Source organism: Pseudomonas sp. GZJR-8 (genome assembly GCF_002916705.1).
GTDB lineage: Bacteria > Pseudomonadota > Gammaproteobacteria > Pseudomonadales > Pseudomonadaceae > Aquipseudomonas > Aquipseudomonas synxantha_A.
This window is the reverse complement of sequence record NZ_JXSI01000005.1, coordinates 267,255-288,266: the sequence shown is the minus strand read 5'-3', so window position 1 is coordinate 288,266 and position 21,012 is coordinate 267,255. Positions and strand designations below refer to the sequence as shown.

The following is a 21,012-nucleotide window of genomic DNA, read 5'->3' as shown; positions in this document are numbered from 1 at the left end:
ACCATAAAAAACATGTGGTTATTGAATGACTTACGGCGCTTTCAATCCGACGAAAGGATTAAAATAATCTTGTTACACGTTTTTACAGTCGCTACTATAGCCGGGCGTTCACCTCCCACGGTTTATGCATTTTTAAATCCCAAGTTTCCATCAGCTACTTGGGATTTTTTTTGCCTGGAATTAAGTACGGGCAATAACGGCAGCGATACGACCTGTCATTCGAAACGCGCTCGTTGCCGGGCGAAATGAGGCATGGCTAACACTTTTGCATCAATCGTCCGGCCTGCGGCAAAACCTCATCTACGCTGTTTGGATCACAACCATCAGGTAGGCCCGTACAAGGGCGCTTGTCATGATCTCGATCGTCGAATTCAACCGCATCATGGCCTCGGGGTTCCAGCCTCTTTGCTGCGACTGCACCTTGAACAGCGATGGCTCGCTGCGCATCAGCATCTATGAGCCGCAGTCCGGTCGCGTCGATCTTCTGTTGACGTGCGTATCCCCTGAAGGCCTAAACAGCATCCGTTCCATCTCAAACCTGATTGGTGAGTTGCGTGCCGAGATCAAGGCCGGGCGCCGTGGGTTTGCGGCGGTAGGTTAGTGGTTGTGCGCGGCGTCAGAGGCGCCGCAGGAAGGATTTGACGATGTGACGGGTGGCGTCGGTGGTGTCCAGTTCGTCCAGGGCGCTGTAGGCGTACCACTGGCAGGCAACGATTTCGTTGCACGGCCGCGCCTCCTCGATATTCACCACCGAGGCCTCGAACACGTGGTGCAGCGTGTCGCGGGCCTTCAGCTCTTGCAAGTACAGCAAGCCATCGACGCTTAATCCGGTTTCTTCTTCCAGCTCGCGTTCGGCGGCGCCCACCGGGCGTTCGTCGCGTTCTACCTTGCCGCCCGGCAAGGCCCACTTTGATCTGGCCTTGCGCACAAAGAGAATATGCCCTTCATGTTCGCAAATGACGGTTGCCCTAATTTTCATCGTATGTGCCCCCGCGCCGGATGAATGTCACAAAAGTGTAATGCAAATGTCATGCTAAGTGGTTATGGCGTGCCGGGTTCTGTATGTGGATACTGCCCGATTGACGAAGACGAACGAGGGCATTCGATGAAGACCATACGCTGGGGCATGATCGGCTGTGGCAGTGTCACTGAGTTAAAGAGTGGACCCGCTTTCTACAAAGCGCCAGGTTCGGCATTGGTGGCCGTGATGGGGCGGCGTATCGAGGCGGTGCGCGATTATGCGGCGCGGCACGGTATCGCGCGTTTTCATACCGATGCCCAGGCACTGATCAATGACCCTGAGGTGGATGCGGTCTACATCGCCACACCGCCCGACAGTCACCTTGAATACAGCCTGATGGTGGCGGCGGCGGGCAAGCATTGCTGCGTCGAAAAACCCATGTCGCTGAATGCCGAGCAGAGCGCATTGATGCAACGCACCTTCGAGCGCGCCGGGCTGCACCTGTTTGTTTCCTACTATCGGCGCTCGTTGCCGCGTTTTCAGCAAGTGCGCAGCTGGTTGCAGGAAGGGCGTATCGGTGAGTTGCGGCACCTGACCTGGACCCTGTGCAAGCCTGCCGCTGCAACTGATAGCAACGCCGCCAATTGGCGCACCGATCCGGCCATTGCCGGTGGCGGCTATTTCGCCGACCTGGCCAGCCACGGGTTCGACCTGTTCCAGTACCTGGCCGGGGATATTGTCGAGGTCTCAGGCTTTTCCGCGCGTCAGGCCGGGCGCTACGCGGCAGAGGATGCCGTGACGGCCTGCTGGACCTTCGCCAATGGTGCCTTGGGCATGGGCTGCTGGAACTTCGTGGCGGACCGTCGCGAAGACCGTGTCGAATTGATCGGCAGCCGTGGCCGCATTCAGTTTTCAGTGTTCGAGGACCAGCCGTTGCGCCTGGAAGGCGAAACCAGCGAGGTGTTGGACGTGCCGTGCCATGCACATATCCAGTGGCACCACGTACTGGGCATGAATGCGCATATTCGCGGGGACGCCGAACATCCGTCGCTGGCGATCGAGGCGTTGAAGACCGATATCATCCTGGACAAGGTGTTGCAACGTTACTCCAATCATCCCTAGCTGCCGCGATAGCGTAAGACTTCATTTTTTAAAGGAATACCGGGATGAAATACTGGATGGTGTTGTGGCTCCTGATCGCCACAGTTGCAACTGCGGCGCCGCGTGACCAAGGGCTGCCGGGGGAGTTTGACTTTTATGTGCTGTCGTTGTCGTGGTCACCGACCTTCTGCCTGACGCACCCAGGCAATGAACAGTGCACGGGCAAGGGCTATGGGTTTGTGTTACACGGCTTGTGGCCGCAATACGCGCGGGGAGGGTGGCCGGCCTCCTGTGCGCCACAGTCACGCTTGAATGACGAGGAAATGGACAAGGGTGCGGCAATGTTTCCAACCCGTGCGCTGCTCAAGCACGAGTGGGCCAAACATGGCACCTGCAGCGGGCTTGAACCGCTGGAGTATCTGGACAAGACCGACACGGCACTCGGCGCGGTGGTCATCCCGCCGCAACTGCAGCCATTCAATACACCACCGTCGCTACAGGCGCGTGAGATTGAGGACTTGTTTCGCGAGAGTAACCCGCGCATGGGCAATCACGGCTTGGCAGTGATCTGCAAGGGCAAGGTGCTGTCGGAGGTGCGCGTGTGCCTGACCAAGGAACTGGCATTCACCGGATGCCCGCGCAGTGTAAAAAGCCAATGCCGTAGCGGTGATATTCGCATTCCGACGCAGCGCTGAGCTCGATTGCGGCAGCCAGGTTGTTCTCGTGACGGCCTAAAAGCAGCACTGATCTTGTGGGAGGGAGCTTGCTCCCGATGGCGGCCTCAGGGCCGACCACGAGGCTGGATCAGACCGAGTACATGTCCATTCCTGTGGTAACGGCCGCTATTGGTTCCGCTTTTACAGCGGGTCACTTTGGAAAAGAGGATGGCATGAAGGCTCCAGGACAAAGGCGAAACACGGGTTTTACCAGAAGGTCCGCGAGCGCAGGTATTAATACGACGGTCGTGACGGATGAAAGTGTTACAGCATTGAACAACACGGGTGCCGATTGTTAGGGTAGACGGCCAACAGGAGGGTAAGTACATGGATTTCACCGGCAAAACCGCGATCGTCACCGGCGGCGCACGCGGCTTGGGGCTCAGTTATGCACGAGGGTTGGCCCTGGCCGGCGCCCGTGTGGTCATCAGCGATATTGGTGCCGACAAGATGGGTGCAGGCACCGATGCGTCGGTGGTGCAACAGGCCGCCGACACCCTGCGTGACGAAGGGCTGACGGTGGTGGGCCATGGCGGTGACTTGTCCACGGATGAGGGGTGCCGGCAACTGATCGCGTTTGCCCTCGAAATGTTCGGCCGGCTCGACATCCTGATTCACAACGCCGGTTGGGTGGGTTACCAGCCCATCGCAGAACTGGACGCCAGCTTCCTTCAGCGCGCCATGGACATCAATCTCTACGCCCCGCTGTGGCTGTGCAAGCATGCTTGGCCGCACCTGCTGCGCTCTAGCGCGCCGCGCATCATCCTCACCACTTCCGACCGCGCCATGTATGCGCAATACGAGCAAACCGGGCTAGTGGCTTACAGCGCCGGCAAGATGGCACAGTTGGGCATCATGAACGCGCTGAGTCATGAAGGTGCCGAGGCCGGAATCCGCGTCAACGCGATCTCGCCGGTGGCCAAGACACGCATGTGGGGCGTGACCGACGAGCCGGACGAACTCAAGCCGGAGTGGGTGACGCCGGGGGTCTTGTTCCTTGCTTCGTCGCAGTGCACGGATACCGGCTACATACTGCGCGCCAGCAACGGCCAATTCACCGCGACGCGTTTCAGCGAAAATCCCGGTGTGGATTACCCGCGCAATCTCGCCCGTATAAAAGCGGGGAGTGCTGAAGATGTTGCTGCCGCATGGTCGCGCATCAAACAGCCGCCTACCCAGGCCGTCACCTGAATCTGTCTCCCTCTACCAAGGCTTGACCATGAACAATAGCCCCGTGCGCATCACTGGCGAAGAAACCCTTTCGGACAACTGGTACCTGTTGAAGAAATACAGCTTCGACCTGCGCCGTCGCGACGGTAGCTGGCAAGCCCAGACGCGTGAGGTCTACGACCGGGGCAACGGCGCAACGATCCTTTTGTACAACCGCGAGCGCCGCACGGTGCTGCTGATTCGCCAGTTCCGTATGCCGACGTTCGTCAACGATTACTCCGGCTACCTGATTGAAGCAGCGGCCGGCTTGCTCGACAACGCCAGCCCCGAAGAGCGTATACGCCTGGAAGCCGAAGAAGAGACCGGCTACCGCGTCGGGCATGTGGAGAAAATCTATGCAGCGTTTATGAGCCCGGGATCGGTGACTGAACGGATTCACTTTTTTATCGGTGAGTATCAGCCAGGCGATCGAGTTGGGGCGGGCGGTGGCCTGGAAGAAGAGGGCGAGGATATCGAGGTGTTGGAGCTGGGCTTCGAGCAGGCGCTGGCGATGGTGCAGAGTGGGGATATTGTGGATGGAAAAACGATTATGTTATTGCAGCATTTGGAGTTGCGGATACTGAGAGACGGGTGGTGATGGGACCAGGCGTGCAGGCAAAAAAATCCCGCCTGTAAAGACGGGATTGTTTGACCCGGGTTACCGAATCAGGAAGGGAACAGTTCGCTCAACTTCATCGCCAGCATCATGTCGCCTTCGGTGCGCAGCTTGCCGCCCATGAACGCCTGCATGCCGTCGGTGGAACCGTCGACGATGCCTTCCAGGGTCTCGCTGTCCATCACCAGGGTGACCTGGGCGTCAGGGTTTTCACCTTCCTGGAGTTCGCAGGTCTTGTCCTTGACCACCAGCGAAAAATTCTTGGTGTCGTCGATACGGAAACCGAACACCAGGTCCAAGCCTTCGGCAGCGCTTGGGTTGAATTTGGCTTTCATTGCTTCTACAGCTTTGGCTACGTCAGTCATGGTTTCGATCCTTTTATGGTGAGTCCAGTGACCTTGGGGTCACGGTTGGCCGCAGTTCATCGGAAAGTGATGAGCTGCGGCGCCTTCAACAGTTGCAGGTGGGCATGACTGTTGAAGGAAGCCAGTGCCACCTCGCGACCACGGAATTTCAGCTGGTTGAGCGAGGTGTTTACAATTTGCCAGTTCATTTCGAACGCCTGGGCTGCAGGCATTCGGGTAATCAGGTGGAGCAGGGCGGTGATGGTGCCGCCGGACGTGAACACCGCGATTTTGTCGGCGCTCCGGGCGGCCTCAAGGATGCGTTGCAAGCCACCCTGGACCCGCTCGACAAACCCCAGCCAGCTTTCCAGCCCAGGTGGGTCATAGGTGCCGGCCAGCCAGCGCTTGATGATCAGGGCGAAGATGCGTTGGAACTCGCTGCGGTTCTGCGGGCCATTGCGCAGGATATGCACGGCATCGGGCTCGCTGCCGAGTAAATCAGGCAGCAGGCCGCGGATGATGGCTTCGCCGTCGAACTCGTTGAAGGCGCTGTCGGTTTCGAGTATGGGGGCCGGCAGGCCGAGGGCGCGGTATTGATCGAACGTGGCGCTGGCGGTGTGTTGCTGGCGACGCAGGTCGCCGGCGATACAGCGGTCGAACACCAGGCCCAGGTCTGCCAGATGGCGACCGAGCACTTGCGCCTGTTCCACGCCGACGGGCGACAGGACGTCATAGTCGTCTGCACCGAAGGAGGCCTGGCCATGTCGAATCAGATAGATGCTGCCCACGTCCGTTTTCCCGGTACGTTGAAAGTCTGGCGAGGTTATGAGGATGCCTGCGAGCTGTCAATGAAAAAACATACGCTTGTTTTAAAAGCCCGTTGGAGCCCGCCTGCTGGCGGTTTGAGCACTGGCTCCAACGCAGTGGCGTCGGTATGCTGGGGCCATCCGCGCCTGGCGCAGTGCATTTTTTAAGGAGACATATGGATTTTCTGGCCGAATACGCGAGCTTTCTGGCGAAGACCGTCACCCTGGTGGTCGCTATTCTGGTGGTATTGATCAGCTTCGCAGCGCTGCGCAGCAAGGGTCGTCGCAAGTCCGCCGGCCAACTGCAGGTCAGCAAGCTGAATGATTTCTACAAGGGCCTGCGCGAGCGCCTGGAGTCGAGCCTGCTCGACAAAGACCAGCTCAAGGCGCTGCGCAAGTCCGAGAGCAAAGCCGAAAAGAAGAAAGACAAGAACAAGCCCCAGGCCAAGGCACGGGTGTTCGTGCTGGATTTCAATGGCGACATCAAGGCGTCGGCGACCGAAAGCCTGCGCCATGAAATCACCGCGCTGCTGAGCCTGGCCACACCCAAGGATGAAGTGGTGCTGCGTCTGGAAAGCGGCGGCGGCATGGTGCACAGCTATGGCCTGGCTTCGTCGCAACTGGCGCGCATCCGCCAGGCCGGCGTGCCATTGACCGTGTGCATCGACAAGGTGGCGGCCAGCGGCGGCTACATGATGGCGTGCATCGGCGAGAAGATCATCAGCGCACCGTTCGCCATCCTCGGCTCCATCGGCGTGGTCGCGCAGTTGCCCAACGTCAACCGCCTGCTGAAAAAGCACGACATCGACTTCGAAGTGCTGACCGCCGGTGAATACAAACGCACCCTCACGGTGTTTGGCGAAAATACCGAGAAGGGCCGGGAGAAGTTCCAGGAAGACCTGGACATTACCCACCAGTTGTTCAAGAACTTTGTCTCGCGGTACCGCCCGCAATTGGCGATTGATGATGTAGCGACCGGTGAAGTGTGGTTGGGTGTGGCCGCCCTCGACAAACAGTTGGTCGACGAGCTGCAGACCAGCGATGAATACCTGGCCACCAAGGCCAAGACTGCCGACGTGTTCCACCTGCACTATGCCGAGCGTAAAAGCCTGCAAGAGCGCGTGGGCCTGGCGGCCAGCGGTTCGGTAGACCGGGTATTGCTGACCTGGTGGAGCCGTTTGACCCAGCAGCGGTTCTGGTAAATCCTCAGGCTGTAGGGGGTCCCCTGTGGGAGGGGGCTTGCCCCCGATGGGCACGGACATCCACACAACCTATTAGCTGCCGACCGTAACCACGATGCGAAGCGAGCCGCTCTTGATCTTGCTTTTGATCTTGGGCGCCCCGTTAAACCACGCTGGCCGGAATTCGACAGGGATTTGGGGGGTAAACCGGCAGGGATGCCGGTTTAGCCGCCCCGCGCCATGGATGGCGCGTGGCGGCGGCCCCCCAAATCCCTGTCGGATTACGGGCACACCGAGCCTAGGCGAGGTGCCGAGTGGTGGGGCAAGAGCGCTTTGGTTACTTTCGCCTGGGCCGGCATTCCGGCTTTTCGAAAGTGATCCGCTGTAAGAGCGGAACCCATAGTGGCCGTTACCTAAATAACGGATATGTACTCGGTCTGATCCAGCATCCCGGTCGGCCCTGAGGCCGCCATCGGGAGCAAGCCCCCTCCCACATTCAGCTGTGTGTGGGTATCGGCTTGCGCATCAGGCTCCCCACCACCAGCGCGCCCAGCAACCCCAATAAACCCGCCACCCACAACACCCCGCTGAACCCACCCACAAACGCCTGCCGCGCCAGCGGTTGCACTGTTACTCGCGCTGCTTCGGGCACCAGGTCCAGCGCCGCGGGCATATCACCGGCTACCACCCGCGAAGCAATACCCGCCACCTGCGCCTGCCACTGCGGGTCGATACTCGCGCTCAGCAACTGTTCGCTGTGGCTGCTCAGCAATGCGCCATACACGCCGATGGCCAACGTGATTGCGCTGAAGCGCATGGTGGTGCTCATGCCCGAGGCCATACCTGCGCGATCCCGCGGCACGCAGGCCATGATGTTTTTCTGCGTGTCGCCATTGAGTAACCCCGCGCCTGCACCGGTGACGGCGATCGCCAGGGCAAAGGGCAGATAGCCGCCGGCCTGCACGGCCCACGCGCTCAACAGATTGCCGCAGCCCACCAGGGTCAAGCCACTCGCCATCATGGTCGCCGGTGTGAAGCGTGCCGCCAGGCGTACACCGACGCGCGGGCAGATCAGCATGGTCAAGGCAAACGGCAACATGCCCAGGCCCGAGGCAATCGCGGAGAAACCCAGGCCGTTCTGCAGGTAGAACGGCAGCAACGTCATCATCACCTGGGCGCAACCGGCGTAGGCAAACATGCCGAGCAAGGCGCCGATAAAGCGTGGGTGCCGAAACAGCTGCAAGTCCACCATCGATCGCTGCTGCAGGTGCTCGACCAGCACAAACACACCCATCAGCAGCCCACCGCCGAGCAGGCGAGCGTAGGTCAGCGGGCTATCCCAACCGATGCGATTGGCCTCGATCAGCCCCCAGATCAGGCACAGCAAGCTGCCACTGAACGCCAGGCTGCCCCAGGGATCCAGGCGCGCCGATCGGGTGTCGCGGGACTCGGGAATCGCCCGCAGCACCAAGGCCATCAGTACCAGCCCCACCGGCAGGTTGAGATAGAAAATCCAGCGCCAGCCCAGGTACTCGGTAATCAAACCGCCCAGGGTCGGCGCCGCGGTCATCGCCACGCCCATGCACGCGCCCCAGAACGCCCAGGCCTTGGCCCGTTCTATTTCATCGTGGAAGGTATGCCCGATAGATGCCAGTGCCGAGGTCAGCAGCAGCGCTGCACCCACCCCCTTCACGGCCCGGGCGATGTCCAGCCACAGCGCGGTGGGTGCTGCGCCGCAGCCCAGGGAGGCGAGGATGAAAATACCCAGGCCCCAGACCAGGGTTTTCTTGCGGCCAAAGCGGTCGGCGATACTCCCGGCGGGCAACAACAAGGCGGCGAACGCCAGCATATAAGCGCTGACGACCCACTCGATATCGGCAAAGTTGGCGCCCAGGTCGCGGGCGATGCTCGGCAGCGTGACGGCAACGATGTTGGTATCCAGCACGATCAACGAGCAGACAGCGGAGGCGGTCACCAGCGTCAGGCGTGGACTGACCCGGCTCACAAGCAAATTACCTGGTAGGCAATACGGAAATCTCGGTTGACTTGCATCGCAAGGGCTCTCTAGTGTTCAGGTACTGCGAGCTTATCCCTGGCGAATCACATTTTTGTTAGGCACCAGGAAGTACTTCATTACCTTTGAGCTAATACTGCCATGGAAATCCGCCATTTTCGTTACTTCCTGGCCGTGGCCCGGCAGCGCAATTTCACCCGCGCCGCCGAGCAATTGGGCATTGCGCCGCCGACCCTGAGCCGGCAAATCCAGGACATGGAAACCAGCCTGGGCACGCGCTTGTTTGTCCGCCGGCAGCGCGAAGTCAGCCTCACCGAAGCGGGTGCCGCGCTGCTGAGCGAGGCCGAAGCCGCCGTGCGCCAATTCGAGTTCGCACAGCGCAATGCCCAGCGCGCCGGGCGTGGCGAGATCGGGCATATTGAGTTGGGTTACGTGGCCTCGGCGCTGTACTGCGGGCTGTTGCAGCGCCAGGTACGGGGGTTCAGCCAGGCGTTTGCCGATGTGAACGTGAACCTGCGCGAATGGGCTATGGCTGCGCTACCGGGCGCGGTGGCAGATGGGCGCTGCGATATCGGTTATATCCGTTCGCCGATGACTCTGCCGGACGGCGTGGAGGCGGTGCGCCTGGACAGCGAAGGCTTTGTGCTGGCGCTGGCCCATGATTCCTGGCTGCTGGGGCTTAAGGCAATCACCTGCGAGCACCTGGAAAACGAGACGTTTATCTTGCCGGAACAAATCAGCGGCACCCTGCATGTCGCCGCCCAGGGCGGCTACGCACCGCGCCTCGGCGCGCAGCCGGGCGGGTTGGTGGCGGTGGTGGCCCTGGTGTCGTTGGGGCAGGGGGTTGCGGTAGTGCCGGCATCGATGGTCGGGCATGTGAGCCTGCCGGGCGTGGTGTATCGCAATATCCAGGGCAATGAGGCTTCGTCGTGGTTGTCGTTGATTTACCGGCGTTTTGAAAAAGCGCCGGCGGTGGCGCGGTATATCCAGCAAGTCAAGCAGTCAGTCGCGGCTGTACCGAGTCGGCCAGGCGCGTAAGAATCAGGCAGCACGACACCGCCCCGGCGTCCAGCACCCCGAGAGAGCGCTCGCCCAGGCGACTGGCGCGGCCGATCTTGGCCACCAGGTCCTTGGTCGAATCGCGCCCCTGGGAGGCGGCGGTTTTCATCGCCTCCAACGCATCGTTGAAAGACGCCCCGGATGCATGTGCCTGTTCAAACGCCTCTACTGCAGGAATAAGGGTATCCATCAGGCACTTGTCGCCCACGCCCGCCTCGGTGATGTCCTGCAGTGAGGTCAGGCCGCCGCGCAACAGATGGGCGAAGGTCGCGGCGTCGATGTCTTCACAATTGCGCACTTCGTCGGCCATGCCAATAAACAGGCTGCCATACAGCGGGCCCATGGAGCCGCCGATGCCTTCCATCAGGCTCAGGGTCAGTTCATCCAGGGCTTGGGCCAGGCTCAGTTGGCGGCCTTCGATACTGCGACCGCAGTGGGCGAAGCCCTTGGCCATGTTGATGCCGTGGTCGCCGTCGCCAATGGCGCCGTCGACTTCGCTGAGGTATTCGCGATTGGCCACGATGACGCTGACCAGGTCGGCAACGATGGCGCTGCCGTCACGGGTGGAAAAGTGCTGGCTCATGTTTACTCCGCCTGGGTCATGCCGATGGAACGGCAGGGTTGGTCGATCAGGGTTTTCAGTTCGGCATCGAGGCCGAGCAGGGTCAGGGTCACACCCATCATTTCCAGGGAGGTGAAGTAGTTGCCGACGTAGCAACGGTGAATCTTCAAGCCCTTGGCCTTGAGTTGTTTTTCCACCTCGGCGTAGAAAATGTACAGCTCCATCACTGGCGTGGCGCCAAGGCCCGAGACCAGCACCACCACACTGTCGTCCTGGCTGAAATCGCGGTCGGCCAGGATCGGCGCAAGCATTCGCTCGGCCATGGCGGCGGCCGGTTCAATCGGGATGACTTCGATGCCCGGTTCGCCATGATGGCCGATGCCCAATTCCATCTGGCCGTCGGGGATCTGGAAGTTCGGCTTGCCCACGGCGGCGATGGTGCAGGGCGTGAGGCCGATACCGATCGAGCGGCACTGGTCGACGGTTTTCTGCGCGACGCGAATCACCCCGTCCAGGTCGTAATGCTGGGCGGCGGCGGCACCGCCGATCTTCCACATGAAGATTTCCCCGGCCACTCCGCGACGTTTGGCGATATCGGCCTTGGGCGCCGAAGCCACGTCGTCGTTGGCCACCACGGTGCGGATGCGCATGTCTTTGCTGGCGGCCATTTTCATCGCCAGCTTGACGTTCATATTGTCGCCGGCGTAGTTGCCATACAGGCAGGCTACGCCCGCGCCATGGTCGGCGGCGCGGAAGGCGTCGAAAAAGCTCTTGGCGGTGGGCGAGGAGAAAATCTCGCCGACGGCCACAGCGTCTACCAGGCCCGGGCCGACATAGCCGAGGAACGCCGGCTCATGCCCGGAGCCGCCGCCGGTGACGATGCCGACCCGACCCTGGCCGGAGGGCCGGGCCTTGACGATGACCCGTGGGTTGGTTTCGTACTGGCGCAGTTCGGGGTGCGCGACCAGGATGCCGCGCAGCATGTCTTCGACCACTTGGTCGGGATCGTTGATGACTCGATTCATAACGCGGGTTCCTGTGTTCTTGTTCTAAGGGGTGACACCCCTCCATTGTGGGAGCTGGCTTGCCTGCGATGGCGGTGTGTCAGTTGGGGAATCTTTATCTGATTCACCGCCATCGCAGGCAAGCCAGCTCCCACAGTTTGTGTGTTGCTGCTGGAATCAGGGTTCGAGCACCACCTTGAGCGATTTATCGCCGCGCTCCATCACCGCAAACGCCTCCTTGAAATCCGCCAGTGCAAACTTGTGGGTCACCACATCGCGCATGTCGATCTTGCGGTTGCCGATAAAATCGATGGCTCTCGGGTACATATAGGGCCCCAGGTGCGAGCCGAGGATGTCCAGCTCCTTGCGATCGCCAATGATCGACCAATCGACAGTGGCCTCGTCATTGAACACGCTGAACTCGACGAAGCGCCCCAGCTTGCGCAGCATCGCCAGGCCCTGGTTGACCGCCTTGTGGTGCCCGGTGGCTTCGATGTAGATGTCGCAACCGTAGCCGTCGGTGATCTCGCGGATTTTGGCCAGCACATCGACCTCGGCCGGGTTCCAGACTTCGTCGGCGCCCATGCGCAGGGCGAGGGCGGCGCGTTCGGGTTTCATGTCCAGCACGATGAGTTTTTTCGGGTTGCGCAATCGCACCGCGCCGATAATGCCCAGGCCCAAAGTGCCGGCGCCTGCGACCACTACGATGTCGTCATGGTCGACGTTGGCGCGCTCCGCCGCGTGCAGCGAGCAGGCCAGCGGCTCGATCAGGATCGCTTCGTCGGGCGCGATGGATTCCGGCACTTTGTGGATGATGCCTTCCTTGGTGAAAATCATGTACTGGGCCATGGCGCCCTGCACATTATTCTGGAAGCCATACAGGTCATGCTTCTGGCACATCCAGTACTGGCCGTGGTTGCAGAAGCGGCAACCCCAGCACGGCACGATCTGTTCGGAAATCACCCGGTCGCCGACCGCCACGCCGCGCTTTTCGGCGCCTGGGCCAAGGGCGACGACACGGCACACGAACTCATGCCCGGGAATCATCGGCGGCTTCACATAGCGCGGTTGCTCGGCATCGCCCCAGAACGACGGCGCGCCGCGATAGGTCTTGATATCGCCCATGCAAATGCCGCACAGCTCGACCTTGGTCAGGATCTCGTCGGGGCCGGGGGTGGGCACGTCGACGGTTTCCAGGCGGTAGTCTTCCGGCCCATGGCAGACCACGGCCTGCATGGTTTTGGGGATGCTCGGTGCAAGTTGTTCGGGTGTGCGTTCGGTGACGGTGGACATGACAAGACCTCACGACATAAAGATGAATTACTGAATGCTGTAGCCGCCGTCGATCACCATGTTGGCGCCGGTGATCATCTGCGCGGCATCGCTGAGCAGGTATAGCGCCAGCCCGGCGATTTCTTCCGGCTGGGCAAAACGCCCCGCCGGGATCTGCAATTTGGCCCGCTCACCCACGTCGCCGGCCCAGGCTTTTTTGCCCAGAGCGGTTTCGACGATGGTGGGGGAGATGGCATTGACGTTCACCTGCGGCGCCCACTCCATGGCCAATACCTTGGTCATGCCGACGATGGCGGCTTTGCTGGCGCAGTAGGCGACGTGACGGTCCAGGCCAATCACAGCGGCCTGGGACGCCAGGTTGACGATGCGCCCGCTGCCTTGGGCGAGCATATGTCTGGCGCAGGCCTGGGCCACGAAGAAACTCGCCTTGAGGTTGATGTCCAGGGTAGTGTCCCAGGCGCTTTCGCTGACCTCGATGGCTTTGTCCAGCAACACCACGCCTGCGCTGTTGATCAGGTAATCCAGGCGTTGGAAATATGTGAATACGCGGTCGATGGCGGGTTGTATCTGGCCGGTCTGGCCGAGGTCGACGGCAATGCCCAGGTGCCCGGCACCCAGGCTGGCGGCCACCTCGACCACGGCCGGGTCGCGGTCCAGCAGCGCCACCCTTGCGCCGCGTTCCGCCAGTAAGTTGGCGCAGGCCAGACCAATGCCGGCGGCGCCACCGGTGATGACCGCGCAACGGCCGCTGAGGTCGAAGGCTTGGTTCCAGAAACCAGACATGAATAACTCCCGTTACAGATCAAAAGGTAGAACGCGGTCCAATGTGGGAGCTGGCTTGCCTGCGATTGCATCGACCCGGTCTACCTGATGCACCCAGGTGCCTGCATCGCAGGCAAGCCAGCTCCCACAGTTGACTGTGTTTCCAGCCACTGACTACTTGCCGCCGCTGACTTGCTTGTACAGCGCATCCGCATTGGCATTGGTCACCGGCACCCACGGCAGGATGTAGTTCCTGGCCGTGCCGTCACCCCATTTCACGTCCTTGGCGTAGCGCTCCCAGATCACCGATTGCGGCTTGTAGTCCTCGCCGGCCAGGGCGCGCAGGGCCACGTCCAGTGCGCCTTGGGATTGGGCCTGGGCGTCCTGGAGGAATGTGGTGACTTCGTCTTTTTTCGCCGCCTGGATCGCATCCGGCATACCGTCGATGGAGGTCACGGGCACCTCTTTGGAGGTCAGTCCGTGAGACTTCAGGGCCTGCACAGCGCCGAGGGCCATGTCGTCGTTCTGGGCGATCACGCCGTTGATGCCCTTGGGGTGGGCGTTGAGCCAGTCTTCGGTGAGGGTCATGGCCTGGGCGCGGTCCCAGTTGGCGGTTTTCTTCTCGATGATCTTGATATCAGGGTGTTTGCCCAACACTTCCAGCTCGCCTTTTTCCCGGTCGATCTGCGCCGACTGGCCAATCGGACCCTGGATGATCACCACGTTGCCCTTGCCGTTGAGCTTGTCGACCATGGCCTGGGCCTGCAGGCGGCCGCCTTCGACGTCGTCGTTCCCCACATACGGCACGCTGGCATCGGCTACTTTCGTATTGGAGGCGATGACCACCACGTCGTTGCTCATGGCCGCCTTGACTGTGCCGACGCCGGCCTTGGTATCAATGGGCACGAACAGAATCGCGTCGTAGCGTTGGGTCACCATGTTTTCGATCTGGTTGTTCTGGGTCAGGGCGTCGTAGTTGCCGTCGAATACGGTCAACTGCACGGTGCCATCCTTGACGGCCGGATGTTCCTTGAGCTCACGCACCCAGTTCTGCATGAACTGGCCCTTGAGGCCGTAGACGGCTGCGCCGATCTTGTAGGTCTTGCCATCGGCTGCCATGGCGACACTGCTGGCGAGCAGGGAGAGGGCCGCCACGGCGGCCAGGGTAGTACCCAGTTTCATAAGTCGAACTCCAGTTATTGTTATCGGTCGTTCTTCAGCGTTTTTTCTTGCGCCACACGTCGATCAGTACTGCGAACACGATGATCAGGCCCTTGGCGACCTGCTGGTAATAGGAGGACACGCCGAGCAGGTTCAGGCCGTTGTTGATCACGCCGATCAGCAGCGCCCCGAACAAGGTGCCGACAATGCTGCCGGTACCGCCCGACAGGCTGGTGCCGCCGATCACCACCGCGGCAATCGCGTCCAGCTCATAGGAAACCCCGGCCTGGGGCAGGGCAGAGGTGGTACGTGCCGACAACACCACGCCGGCCAATCCGGCGAGCAGGCCCGAAACCACGTACACCGAAAACATCACCTTGCGCACGCCGATGCCGGAGGTGCGTGCGCTTTTTTCATTGCCGCCCACCGCGTACACGTAGCGGCCGTAGGTGGTGTAGCGCAGCACCATCCAGAAGATCAGCGCGACCACAGCGAAGATAATGATCGGCACGCCCACTGGGCCGATCTTGCCGATACCCAGCGCCAGGTAGGCGTCGGGCAGGTCGGTGATCGGGCTGCCGTCGTTGAGGATAAAGGTCATGCCGCGGGCGATGCTGAGCATACCCAGGGTGGCCACGAACGGCGGGATCGACAGGTTGGCGACCATAAAACCGTTGACCACGCCAAGCATCGCCCCGGCAAACATCCCGGCGCTGACCGCCGCCAACAGGCCATAGCCCTGGGTGGCGACCATCGCGCTGCACAATCCGGCAAAGGCCAGGATCGAACCTACCGACAAGTCGATGCCCTTGGTCAGGATCACATAGGTCATGCCCACGGCGAGGATGCCGTTGATGGAGGTCTGGCGCAGGATGTCCATCCAGTTGCGCCAGGTCATGAAGTATTCGCTGGAAAACGCCATCACCACGCACAGCAGGATAAACACCAGCGGCAGGCCGAAGCGGTCCAGAGACAGGCGCAAGCGGTTGCGTGGCGCGGTGGTGACAGGGGCGGCAAGGGTTTTGGCATTCATGAGGCAAGACTCAACAAGGCTTCCTGGGAAAGAGCGGTGTCGGTGCTGATGGTCACCAGCCGGCCGCCCTTGAATACGGCGATGCGATCGCTCAGGTGCAGCAGTTCCGGGGCTTCGGACGACACCACAATGGCGGCGCCGCCGGTCCGTACGAACTGGTCGAGCAGGTGGTAGATCTCCTGCTTGGCGCCTTCATCGATGCCGCGGGTGGGTTCGTCGCAAAGCAGGCACACCGGCTCGGTGGACAGGCATTTGGCGAGCACGACTTTTTGTTGGTTGCCGCCGCTCATGGACGCCACCGGCAGGTCCAGAGAGCTGGTCTTGATCTGCAGGCGCTTGACCATGTCTTCGGCCAGTTGGGCTTCCTTGCGCGCATTGATCAGCGACCAACTCGACAAACGCTTGTAGGCCGACAGCGCGATGTTCGAGAGGATGCTGCCGGTCAGCACCAGGCCACTGTCCTTGCGGTCTTCGGTGACCAGCGACATACCGGCGTTGATGGTGGCCTTGGGCAGTCCGATGGGCATGGGCTTGCCTTGCAGGGTGACGCTGCCGGAATCGGCTACGGTCAGGCCGTAGATGCAGTTGAGAAACTCACTGCGCCCGGAGCCCATCAGCCCGTAAATGCCAAGAATTTCGCCACGGCGCAATTGCAGGCTGATGTCGTGGAACTCGCCGTTGCGGCTCAGGTTGTCGACTTGCAGGCAGGTGTCGGCGGCGCATTCACGGCCGACCTTGTGGTCGATGCGCGTCAGTTCCTGGCCGACAATACCGCGCACCAGGTGGTCGCGGTCGATATCGGCCATGCGCCCGCTTTCCACAAAGGCACCATCGCGAAAGATGCTGTAGTCATCGGCGATCTGCGCCAGTTCGCTCAAGCGATGGGACACATACACGATACCGGCACCCCGTGCAGTGAGGCGGCGAATGGCCTTGAACAGGGTTTCTGCCTCGCGCTCGCCGATGGCCGAGGTGGGCTCGTCCATGATCATCACCTGGCAGTCATGGCTGAACGCCTTGGCGATCTCCACCAGTTGAATTTGCGCCACGCTCAAGCGGTGCATGGGGCTGGTGGCGTCGACGTCGAACTCCAGGCTTTCCAGCAGCTCGCGGGTGCGGCGATTCAGGGCCTTGCTGTCGACGATGCAACCGGCGCGGCGCGGTTCGCGGCCCAGCCAGATGTTTTCGGCGACGGTCATGTAGGGGATGGGTTCGAGCTCCTGGGTGATCATCGCGATCCCCGAGGCCAAGGCTTCACTGGGGCGGTTGAACTGCACCGGTGCACCGTTGAGCGCAATGGTGCCGGCGTCACGCTGGGTAATGCCCATCAGGATGCTCAGGAAGGTCGACTTGCCGGCGCCGTTGCCGCCGCACAGGGCGTGGACGCTGCCGGCGCTTAGAGAGAGGCGTCCGTCACGCAGGGCTGGCACCCCGGCGTAAGCCTTGGCGACGTGTTCAGCCTGGAGCAGTAATGGCGTGGCCATCGGCGTGTCCTCGTGCTGTGAATTCTTATTAGGTCGCACAGTCATGTTTCGCTGTGATCATATGTGTATCAAATGAAATTCTGATCAGTCAATCTCTTTCATTAAAAAGCGTTGATTCTCATCTGTAGTGGCTTTAATGGCTGTTTATCCCGCTTTGACTGGGAGGTCAGTTAAATCGCGCTTGACATGAGGGGCATAATGATCGCGAAATGACTGAGCGAAATTTCATTGAGTGATCATATGATCAGTCTTAATCTAGATCAGGGCAGCGGAGCCAGACGCCATGAACACACCTTTTCCGGTGGCTATCGGATGCGATGAAGCGGGTTTTGAGCTTAAAGAGCTGTTGAAGCGCCATATCGAGGCGCTGGGTTACCCGGTCACTGACTTCGGTACCCATTCCATCGCGCCGGTGCTCTATCCGGACATCGCGCTGGCCGTGGCCAACGCTATCAGCGCCGGGCAGCAGCGCCTCGGTGTGCTGGTGTGCGGCACCGGCATCGGCATGGCCATCTCGGCCAACAAGGTGTTGGGTATCCGCGCGGCTCAGGCCCATGACACCTATTCGGCGGAGCGGGCGCGCAAGAGCAACGATGCGCAGATTCTGTCCATCGGTGCGCGGGTGATCGGCGCCGAACTGGCCAAGAGCATTGTCACGGCGTTCCTGGCCTCGGAGTTTGAGGTGGCGCGTTCCGGGGCCAAGGTCGAGCGCATCAACGCAATCGAGCGCGATGGGCATCAGTAGTGGACGGCACAGGGCAAGAGTCGGGAGAATGCGCCTTTGACGCCGAAACGGAAGCCCGTCCCCATGAGTGACAGTACCCAGCGCATGGCCAGCGATATCGATCAAATGACCGAAGTGGCGATGCTCTATTACCTTGAGAACGTCACTCAGGAAGCCATTGCCAAGCGCTTTGACCTGTCGCGGGCCAAAGTCAGCCGCCTGCTCAAGCGTGCGCGAGATGAAGGCATTGTCGAGGTGCGCGTGTTGCAGCACCCGGCGATGAACAACGAACTGGAGCGCGCGTTGGTGGAGCGCTTCAAGCTCGACCGCGCCTTGATCGCCGTTGACCACAGCGACCCCGACACCCAGCGCTCGGCAGTCGCCAGCCTGGTCGCCAACTACCTGAACAAAACCTTGGGTGATGGCATGATCGTCGCCGTGGGCATGGGCCGTAACGTCGGCGCGGTGGCCGATAACGTGTTCCTGCCGGTGACGCGCAACTGCACGTTCGTATGTGCTATCGGTGGTTCGCTCAAGGCCGGCGAGTACATGAACCCCGACCATATCTGCCGGCGCCTTGCCCTGCGCTTTGGCGGCGAAAGCGAAAGCCTGTACGCCCCGGCGCTGGTGGCCAACCCGGAACTGCGTGGTGTGTTGATCAATAACGACACGGTACGCTCCACCCTCGACCGCGCCCGGCGTGCCGACATTGCCCTGATCGGCATTGGTGATATGAGCGAAAACAGCAACATGGTGCGCATGGGCTGGTTCTCGCCCCAGGAAATCGCCCAGGCGCGGTTGTCCGGCACGGTGGGCGATATGATGGGCTATGACTTTATCGATATTCACGGCCAGCCGGCGGTCAACGCCATTCAAGGCCGAGTGATCGGGTTGACGGTGCAGGAGCTGTTCCGCATCCCGGATGTGGTGGCGATTGCCAGTGAAAACACCAAGGCCGCGGCGACGCTGGGGGCGTTGCGGTCGGGGGTGATCAATACGCTGGCGACGACCGTCACCAATGCCCACACCATCCTGGCGCTGGATGATGCCACCCGAAAGTCTTGATACCACACCGTTCCAAATGTGGAATGGGGGCTTGTGTGGGAGGGAGCAAGCCCCCTCCCACATTGGTTTTGCATCGGCTGGAAGACAGGTTTTGTAATAGTTTTGCTATGTGGGAATTGTGTATTTGGGCTGTAGGATTCAAGTCCTTTTGTTATTTCAGGACTTGCATGAACACCCTCTCGGAGCCTCCCAGTCGTCTTTCTCCAAGACACTTACTGTCGCTGTTCCCCCTGAAGCACCCCGTATTCCGACTGCTAACCTTGTCCCGGTCCACTGACCGCGCATTGCCGTGTCCGGCATTCTGAAAACTTTGAATACAGAGACTCTATAAATGGAATGGTTAGCGGATCCAACGGCCTGGCTGGGCCTGGCGACCTTGATTGTGCTGGAACTGGTGCTGGGTATCGACAACCTGGTGTTTATCGCGATCCTGGCAGACAAGTTGCCGCCGGAGCAGCGTGACCGTGCACGCTTGATCGGTTTGTCCCTGGCGTTGCTGATGCGTCTGGGCCTGTTGGCGAGTATTTCCTGGTTGGTGACCCTCACCCAGCCGTTGTTCGAGGTGTTCGACAAGAGCTTTTCCGGCCGTGACCTGATCATGCTGTTCGGTGGTGTGTTCCTGTTGTTCAAGGCCACCATGGAGCTGCACGAACGCCTGGAAGGCCACGTGGCCCAGCACAAGGGCAATGTGGCTTATGCGATGTTCTGGCCGATCGTGGCGCAGATCGTGGTGCTCGACGCAGTGTTCTCCCTCGATGCGGTGATTACCGCAGTGGGCATGGTCGATGAGCTGGCGGTGATGATGATCGCGGTGATCGTGTCCATCGGTTTGATGATCGTGGCGAGCAAGCCGCTGACCCGTTTCGTCAACGCCCACCCTACGGTGATCATGCTGTGCCTGGGCTTCTTGATGATGATCGGTTTCGCCCTGACCGCCGAAGGCTTGGGCTTCCATATTCCCAAGGGCTACCTGTACGCGGCCATTGGTTTCTCGATTCTGATCGAGGTGTTCAACCAGATTGCCCGCTCGCGTCGCAAGAAATCGGCACAAGGTGTGCTGCCGGTGCGTGAGCGTACGGCCCATGCAGTGATGCGTTTATTGGGTGGCCGCAGCCTGGCGGTGGAAGAGGTGGGTGAAGAGGTCGCTGACTTGCTGGGCGAGCCGGATACTGCACAGGGCCCGCTGTTTGATCGACGTGAGCGGGTGATGATCAGCGGTGTGCTGCAACTGGCCGAACGGCCGATTCGTACCCTGATGACACCACGGGCCAAGGTTGACTGCATCGACCTGGCGGACGATCCCGACACGATCCGCCTGAAGCTGATGCATTCGTCCTACTCGCGTTTGCCGCTGATCCGCAACGGTGCGGTGGATGAACCCTTGGGCTTTGTGCACAAGAAGGAACTGCTCAAGGAGTACCTGGCCGGTAACGAGCCGAACCTGGAGCACCTGGCGCGCCGGGCGATCAACCTGCTGGAGAGCTTTTCGATCCTCAATGCCCTGGAGCAGATGCGCCAGGAGTCCACCCACATCGCCTTCGTGATCAACGAATTCGGGGACTTCATGGGCGTGTTGAGCATGACCGATATTCTGGAATCCATCGCCGGTGAATTGCCCGATGCCAGCGAAATCGAAGGGCCGGACATCGTCGAGCAGAACGACGGCTTTCGTGCCAACGGTGCCTTGAACCTCAATCTGGTGCGTCAGCGCACGGGCTTCAAGGCTGCGGCGACCGAGGATTATCAAACCCTGGCGGGGTTGGTGATGAGCCTGCTCGACCGTTTGCCGGTGGTGGGCGATAGCCTGGAACATGAGGGTTGGCGTTTGACGGTAGCTGAAGTGGAGGAGCGTCGAGTGACGCAAGTGCACTTGCGCCCTTGCTCAGGTCATAACGGTTGAAGATGTCTGTTACGCAC

21 protein-coding genes are annotated in these 21,012 nt (G+C 60.7%); 10 read left to right on the top strand and 11 right to left on the bottom strand.

The window, feature by feature from the left end:
- The first annotated feature begins 352 nt into the window (after positions 1–352).
- Entirely contained in the window at positions 353–601 is a 249-nt protein-coding gene (locus TK42_RS12955; protein WP_032876124.1) for a DUF1652 domain-containing protein, read from the top strand.
- A gap of 15 nt (positions 602–616) precedes the next feature.
- Here the strand turns inward: TK42_RS12955 and TK42_RS12950 are convergent, their stop codons facing one another.
- A complete protein-coding gene (locus TK42_RS12950; protein ID WP_032876122.1) occupies positions 617–979 on the bottom strand; it encodes an NUDIX hydrolase in 363 nt (120 codons plus the stop codon).
- A gap of 126 nt (positions 980–1,105) precedes the next feature.
- Between TK42_RS12950 and TK42_RS12945 the strand changes: the two genes are divergently transcribed.
- From TK42_RS12945 to TK42_RS12930, 4 genes are all read left to right on the top strand, one after another.
- On the top strand, positions 1,106–2,083 hold the full coding sequence (locus TK42_RS12945; RefSeq protein ID WP_103734369.1) for a Gfo/Idh/MocA family protein: 978 nt from the start codon (positions 1,106–1,108) through the stop codon (positions 2,081–2,083).
- A 44-nt stretch (positions 2,084–2,127) separates the two neighbouring features.
- Positions 2,128–2,757, top strand: coding sequence for a ribonuclease T2 (locus TK42_RS12940; RefSeq protein WP_103734368.1), 630 nt, complete (start codon positions 2,128–2,130; stop codon positions 2,755–2,757).
- A 348-nt stretch (positions 2,758–3,105) separates the two neighbouring features.
- A complete protein-coding gene (locus TK42_RS12935) occupies positions 3,106–3,969 on the top strand; it encodes an SDR family NAD(P)-dependent oxidoreductase (RefSeq protein WP_103734367.1) in 864 nt (287 codons plus the stop codon).
- A gap of 28 nt (positions 3,970–3,997) precedes the next feature.
- Positions 3,998–4,585 carry an NUDIX domain-containing protein gene (locus TK42_RS12930; RefSeq protein WP_005788870.1) on the top strand — a complete coding sequence of 196 codons (588 nt, stop codon included), beginning with the start codon at positions 3,998–4,000 and terminating at the stop codon, positions 4,583–4,585.
- A gap of 68 nt (positions 4,586–4,653) precedes the next feature.
- Here TK42_RS12930 and TK42_RS12925 read toward each other — a convergent pair whose 3' ends face one another.
- Both TK42_RS12925 and TK42_RS12920 read right to left on the bottom strand, forming a co-directional pair.
- Positions 4,654–4,968, bottom strand: a complete 315-nt coding sequence (locus TK42_RS12925) for an SCP2 sterol-binding domain-containing protein (protein WP_005788868.1) — start codon at positions 4,966–4,968, stop codon at positions 4,654–4,656.
- A gap of 56 nt (positions 4,969–5,024) precedes the next feature.
- Entirely contained in the window at positions 5,025–5,735 is a 711-nt protein-coding gene (locus tag TK42_RS12920) for a histidine phosphatase family protein (RefSeq protein ID WP_103734366.1), read from the bottom strand.
- Positions 5,736–5,929: 194 nt separating this feature from the next.
- On the opposite strand from TK42_RS12920, the gene sohB reads away from it, so the two are divergent.
- Entirely contained in the window at positions 5,930–6,955 is a 1,026-nt protein-coding gene (gene sohB / locus TK42_RS12915) for a protease SohB (protein WP_103734365.1), read from the top strand.
- A 475-nt stretch (positions 6,956–7,430) separates the two neighbouring features.
- Here sohB and TK42_RS12910 read toward each other — a convergent pair whose 3' ends face one another.
- A complete protein-coding gene (locus tag TK42_RS12910; RefSeq protein WP_103734364.1) occupies positions 7,431–8,939 on the bottom strand; it encodes an MFS transporter in 1,509 nt (502 codons plus the stop codon).
- Positions 8,940–9,089: 150 nt separating this feature from the next.
- Between TK42_RS12910 and TK42_RS12905 the strand changes: the two genes are divergently transcribed.
- Positions 9,090–9,986: a LysR family transcriptional regulator gene (locus tag TK42_RS12905; protein WP_103734363.1), complete on the top strand. Its 897-nt coding sequence runs from the start codon at positions 9,090–9,092 to the stop codon at positions 9,984–9,986.
- Here TK42_RS12905 and dhaL read toward each other — a convergent pair.
- The 7 genes from dhaL to TK42_RS12870 all read right to left on the bottom strand — a co-directional run bounded on the left by dhaL (position 9,943) and on the right by TK42_RS12870 (position 17,306).
- Positions 9,943–10,590: a dihydroxyacetone kinase subunit DhaL gene (gene dhaL / locus TK42_RS12900; protein ID WP_103734362.1), complete on the bottom strand. Its 648-nt coding sequence runs from the start codon at positions 10,588–10,590 to the stop codon at positions 9,943–9,945. The genes TK42_RS12905 and dhaL overlap by 44 nt on opposite strands.
- A gap of 2 nt (positions 10,591–10,592) precedes the next feature.
- Positions 10,593–11,594 carry a dihydroxyacetone kinase subunit DhaK gene (locus tag TK42_RS12895; protein WP_057703579.1) on the bottom strand — a complete coding sequence of 334 codons (1,002 nt, stop codon included), beginning with the start codon at positions 11,592–11,594 and terminating at the stop codon, positions 10,593–10,595.
- Between the two features lie 156 nt (positions 11,595–11,750).
- The gene (locus tag TK42_RS12890; RefSeq protein ID WP_032876099.1) at positions 11,751–12,866 is read right to left on the bottom strand and encodes a zinc-binding dehydrogenase; all 1,116 of its coding nucleotides are present in this window, start codon (positions 12,864–12,866) and stop codon (positions 11,751–11,753) included.
- Positions 12,867–12,893: 27 nt separating this feature from the next.
- The gene (locus TK42_RS12885; protein WP_103734361.1) at positions 12,894–13,649 is read right to left on the bottom strand and encodes an SDR family oxidoreductase; all 756 of its coding nucleotides are present in this window, start codon (positions 13,647–13,649) and stop codon (positions 12,894–12,896) included.
- A 153-nt stretch (positions 13,650–13,802) separates the two neighbouring features.
- Positions 13,803–14,810 carry a substrate-binding domain-containing protein gene (locus TK42_RS12880; RefSeq protein WP_103734360.1) on the bottom strand — a complete coding sequence of 336 codons (1,008 nt, stop codon included), beginning with the start codon at positions 14,808–14,810 and terminating at the stop codon, positions 13,803–13,805.
- A 34-nt stretch (positions 14,811–14,844) separates the two neighbouring features.
- Positions 14,845–15,822 (bottom strand): ABC transporter permease, encoded by a 978-nt coding sequence (locus TK42_RS12875; RefSeq protein WP_005788849.1) that lies wholly within the window; start codon positions 15,820–15,822, stop codon positions 14,845–14,847.
- A complete protein-coding gene (locus TK42_RS12870; RefSeq protein ID WP_103734359.1) occupies positions 15,819–17,306 on the bottom strand; it encodes a sugar ABC transporter ATP-binding protein in 1,488 nt (495 codons plus the stop codon). Before TK42_RS12870 ends, TK42_RS12875 begins: the two co-directional genes overlap by 4 nt.
- A 283-nt stretch (positions 17,307–17,589) precedes the next feature.
- Between TK42_RS12870 and rpiB the strand changes: the two genes are divergently transcribed.
- From rpiB to TK42_RS12855, 3 genes are all read left to right on the top strand, one after another.
- Positions 17,590–18,051 (top strand): ribose 5-phosphate isomerase B, encoded by a 462-nt coding sequence (rpiB, locus tag TK42_RS12865; RefSeq protein ID WP_032876090.1) that lies wholly within the window; start codon positions 17,590–17,592, stop codon positions 18,049–18,051.
- Positions 18,052–18,114: 63 nt separating this feature from the next.
- On the top strand, positions 18,115–19,095 hold the full coding sequence (locus tag TK42_RS12860) for a sugar-binding transcriptional regulator (RefSeq protein ID WP_005788844.1): 981 nt from the start codon (positions 18,115–18,117) through the stop codon (positions 19,093–19,095).
- Positions 19,096–19,426: 331 nt separating this feature from the next.
- On the top strand, positions 19,427–20,995 hold the full coding sequence (locus tag TK42_RS12855; protein ID WP_078821548.1) for a TerC family protein: 1,569 nt from the start codon (positions 19,427–19,429) through the stop codon (positions 20,993–20,995).
- Positions 20,996–21,012 lie beyond the last annotated feature (17 nt).

What these genes read in the sequence shown, in the direction of transcription:
- rpiB (WP_032876090.1), top strand. Translation starts at nt 17,590, where the DNA reads ATGAACACACCTTTTCCGGTGGCTATCGGATGCGATGAAGCGGGTTTT.
- dhaL (WP_103734362.1), bottom strand. Translation starts at nt 10,590, where the DNA reads ATGAGCCAGCACTTTTCCACCCGTGACGGCAGCGCCATCGTTGCCGAC.
- TK42_RS12925 (WP_005788868.1), bottom strand. Translation starts at nt 4,968, where the DNA reads ATGACTGACGTAGCCAAAGCTGTAGAAGCAATGAAAGCCAAATTCAAC.
- TK42_RS12905 (WP_103734363.1), top strand. Translation starts at nt 9,090, where the DNA reads ATGGAAATCCGCCATTTTCGTTACTTCCTGGCCGTGGCCCGGCAGCGC.
- TK42_RS12895 (WP_057703579.1), bottom strand. Translation starts at nt 11,594, where the DNA reads ATGAATCGAGTCATCAACGATCCCGACCAAGTGGTCGAAGACATGCTG.
- TK42_RS12855 (WP_078821548.1), top strand. Translation starts at nt 19,427, where the DNA reads ATGGAATGGTTAGCGGATCCAACGGCCTGGCTGGGCCTGGCGACCTTG.
- TK42_RS12885 (WP_103734361.1), bottom strand. Translation starts at nt 13,649, where the DNA reads ATGTCTGGTTTCTGGAACCAAGCCTTCGACCTCAGCGGCCGTTGCGCG.
- TK42_RS12875 (WP_005788849.1), bottom strand. Translation starts at nt 15,822, where the DNA reads ATGAATGCCAAAACCCTTGCCGCCCCTGTCACCACCGCGCCACGCAAC.
- TK42_RS12935 (WP_103734367.1), top strand. Translation starts at nt 3,106, where the DNA reads ATGGATTTCACCGGCAAAACCGCGATCGTCACCGGCGGCGCACGCGGC.
- sohB (WP_103734365.1), top strand. Translation starts at nt 5,930, where the DNA reads ATGGATTTTCTGGCCGAATACGCGAGCTTTCTGGCGAAGACCGTCACC.
- TK42_RS12950 (WP_032876122.1), bottom strand. Translation starts at nt 979, where the DNA reads ATGAAAATTAGGGCAACCGTCATTTGCGAACATGAAGGGCATATTCTC.
- TK42_RS12870 (WP_103734359.1), bottom strand. Translation starts at nt 17,306, where the DNA reads ATGGCCACGCCATTACTGCTCCAGGCTGAACACGTCGCCAAGGCTTAC.
- TK42_RS12880 (WP_103734360.1), bottom strand. Translation starts at nt 14,810, where the DNA reads ATGAAACTGGGTACTACCCTGGCCGCCGTGGCGGCCCTCTCCCTGCTC.
- TK42_RS12940 (WP_103734368.1), top strand. Translation starts at nt 2,128, where the DNA reads ATGAAATACTGGATGGTGTTGTGGCTCCTGATCGCCACAGTTGCAACT.
- TK42_RS12860 (WP_005788844.1), top strand. Translation starts at nt 18,115, where the DNA reads ATGAGTGACAGTACCCAGCGCATGGCCAGCGATATCGATCAAATGACC.
- TK42_RS12890 (WP_032876099.1), bottom strand. Translation starts at nt 12,866, where the DNA reads ATGTCCACCGTCACCGAACGCACACCCGAACAACTTGCACCGAGCATC.
- TK42_RS12945 (WP_103734369.1), top strand. Translation starts at nt 1,106, where the DNA reads ATGAAGACCATACGCTGGGGCATGATCGGCTGTGGCAGTGTCACTGAG.
- TK42_RS12955 (WP_032876124.1), top strand. Translation starts at nt 353, where the DNA reads ATGATCTCGATCGTCGAATTCAACCGCATCATGGCCTCGGGGTTCCAG.
- TK42_RS12930 (WP_005788870.1), top strand. Translation starts at nt 3,998, where the DNA reads ATGAACAATAGCCCCGTGCGCATCACTGGCGAAGAAACCCTTTCGGAC.